This is a genomic window from Desulfosarcina cetonica JCM 12296, from assembly GCF_001311845.1.
Lineage (GTDB): Bacteria > Desulfobacterota > Desulfobacteria > Desulfobacterales > Desulfosarcinaceae > Desulfosarcina > Desulfosarcina cetonica.
This window is the reverse complement of sequence record NZ_BBCC01000394.1, coordinates 1-2,313: the sequence shown is the minus strand read 5'-3', so window position 1 is coordinate 2,313 and position 2,313 is coordinate 1. Positions and strand designations below refer to the sequence as shown.

Here is a 2,313-nt window from a genome sequence, read left to right as displayed (position 1 = left end):
CGCCCACCCGGTGAATACCGGCGGCAAGGATATCGGCGAGACCATGGCCGAGAAGGTCACCAACGATACCGTGGCTTTTGCCAAGAGCATTGCCGAAAAAAGGGGCCGCAACGTCACCTGGGCCGAGGCGGCCGTGCGCCAAAGCGTGTCCGTGACCGAAAGCGAGGCGTTGAAACTAAAGGTCATCGATCTGGTGGCCCGCGATGTGGACGATCTCCTTTCCCGGATCAATGGCCGCAAGATCCGTGGCCGGGAACCCATCGCCATTGACCCCCAACAGCGTGTCTGGATTGCCGAAACCCTGCGCACCCGCATCCTCAAGGCCATCAGCGACCCCAACATCGCCTATATCCTGATGATGATCGGCCTGGCCGGTCTCTATTTCGAACTTTCCCATCCGGGGGTGGTTCTGCCGGGCGTGATCGGCAGCATCGCCCTCGTGCTGGCCTTCTACGCCTTCCAAACCCTGCCGGTGAACATTGCCGGTGTGCTGATGATCGTGCTGGCCCTGATTTTTTCATTCTGGAGATGAAAATCGCCAGCTACGGTCTGCTCAGCGTGGCCGGCATTGCCAGTCTGCTGATCGGATCGATGATGCTCTTCGATCGTAGCGGTGGCCGGATGGCCGTCTCCTGGCAGGTGATCATCCCCACCCTGGGACTGGTGAGCGGATTTTTCGTGGTCGTGGCCGGTCTGGTTTTTCGCGCCCAGCGCCGTCAACCGATGACCGGCGGTGCCGGGCTGGTGGGCCGGACCGGTGTGGTAAAAACCGCTCTCGCACCCACCGGCAAGGTGCAGATCCACGGCGAGCTGTGGTTTGCCCGCTGCCGGACACCACTGGCGGCCGGTGCGCCGGTCCGCGTGGTTGCCATGGACGGGCTCACCCTGGTGGTGGAACCGCTGGATCAAGAATCGCATTAAAGCAAAGGAGACCCCCCATGTATCCCTATATCGGCATTGTCGTGCTGGTGATCTTTTTCCTGGCCACGGCCCTTAAAATTCTCAACGAGTACGAACGGGGGGTGATCTTCCGCCTGGGACGGGTTATTCAATCCAAGGGACCGGGCTGATCATCCTGATTCCCATCGTGGACAAAATGGTCAAGGTGAGCTTGCGCCTGGTGGCCATGGATGTGGATCCCCAGGACGTGATCACCCGGGACAACGTCTCGGTGAAGGTCAATGCCGTGATCTATTTCCGCGTGATCGAACCGATCAAGGCCATCGTGGAGGTGGAGAACTACGCTTACGCCATCTCCCAGCTGGCCCAGACGACCCTGCGCAGCGTGTGCGGCCAGGCCGAGCTGGACGAATTGCTCTCGGCGCGGGAAAAGATCAACGCCCAGTTGCAGGAAATCCTGGATACCCATACCGATCCCTGGGGCATCAAGGTCGCCACGGTGGAGCTCAAGCACATCGACCTGCCCCAGGAGATGCAACGCGCCATGGCCAAGCAGGCCGAAGCCGAGCGGGAACGGCGGGCCAAGGTGATCAACGCCGAGGGTGAATACCAGGCAGCCGATCGTCTGGCCGAGGCCGCCAAGATCATCGACGCCCATCCCATGGCCCTCCAACTGCGCTACCTGCAGACCATGCGTGAAATGTCCGCCGAGAACAACACCACGACGGTCTTCCCCCTGCCCATCGATCTGTTCCGGCCGTTTTTGCGGAAAGGGGAGAGGGATGAATGAATGCCAACAGGGTAACCGCATTTGATTCATCGTTACCCGTTTTATACGATGACGACGTGAAAAATGCTAAATGTCCAATGACAAATGCCAATTGGTGGTATTCTATCCATCTACGATCGATACGATCCTTCAATTGACATTTGGACTTTGGCATTTGGCATTGATTGAACCGAGAGCGCCTGCTTCCCGTTAGGCCAGTAAAAAGCTGAAAGCCAAACGCCGCTGCCATATGATTGCCAAATATCCATATTGACACGCCCCTTGCCTTGGGGTTACTTAAATAACTTTTTGTTAATGCCCGCTTGCGGGCCCCAGACGACCGTCAATGATCCAAATGACGGTTGGAAGACGGCGACGCCCGATGATCGATCCGAAAGCCCTGGCCTTTGATATTGACGGGGTCATCGCAGACACGATGCACCTGTTTCTGGATATTCTGAGGGATCATTACGATGTCCATTCGGTGCGCTACGAGGATATTACCTGCTACCGGCTGGACCAGTGCCTCAGTGTGGATGATGCGGTTTTGGAAGCGGCCACGCAGCGGATCCTCGACGGCCGTTACCGGGCGACGCTGGCGCCCATTCCCGGTGCCGGGCCGGTGTTGCCGGCGCCTTGCCGCG

At 58.7% G+C, this 2,313-nt stretch carries 4 protein-coding genes and 1 pseudogene; all 5 read left to right on the top strand.

Annotated features, from left to right (window positions below):
* Positions 1–532, top strand: a 532-nt coding sequence (locus JCM12296_RS40765; protein WP_422699259.1) for an NfeD family protein, incomplete at its 5' end; no start/stop codon positions are given.
* Positions 529–921, top strand: coding sequence for an NfeD family protein (locus tag JCM12296_RS40760; RefSeq protein ID WP_054702579.1), 393 nt, complete (start codon positions 529–531; stop codon positions 919–921). The genes JCM12296_RS40765 and JCM12296_RS40760, both read left to right, overlap by 4 nt.
* Before the next feature lie 17 nt (positions 922–938).
* Positions 939–1,070, top strand: coding sequence for a hypothetical protein (locus tag JCM12296_RS48710; protein ID WP_281492264.1), 132 nt, complete (start codon positions 939–941; stop codon positions 1,068–1,070).
* A 26-nt stretch (positions 1,071–1,096) separates the two neighbouring features.
* A complete protein-coding gene (locus tag JCM12296_RS34250; protein WP_246805304.1) occupies positions 1,097–1,690 on the top strand; it encodes a slipin family protein in 594 nt (197 codons plus the stop codon).
* A gap of 361 nt (positions 1,691–2,051) precedes the next feature.
* A pseudogene (locus JCM12296_RS34245) lies at positions 2,052–2,313 on the top strand (5' nucleotidase, NT5C type); the annotation flags it as partial.

Excerpts from the sequence above, each read along its gene's own strand:
- JCM12296_RS34250 (WP_246805304.1), top strand. The coding sequence starts at position 1,097 with ATGGTCAAGGTGAGCTTGCGCCTGGTGGCCATGGATGTGGATCCCCAG.
- JCM12296_RS40760 (WP_054702579.1), top strand. The coding sequence starts at position 529 with ATGAAAATCGCCAGCTACGGTCTGCTCAGCGTGGCCGGCATTGCCAGT.
- JCM12296_RS48710 (WP_281492264.1), top strand. The coding sequence starts at position 939 with ATGTATCCCTATATCGGCATTGTCGTGCTGGTGATCTTTTTCCTGGCC.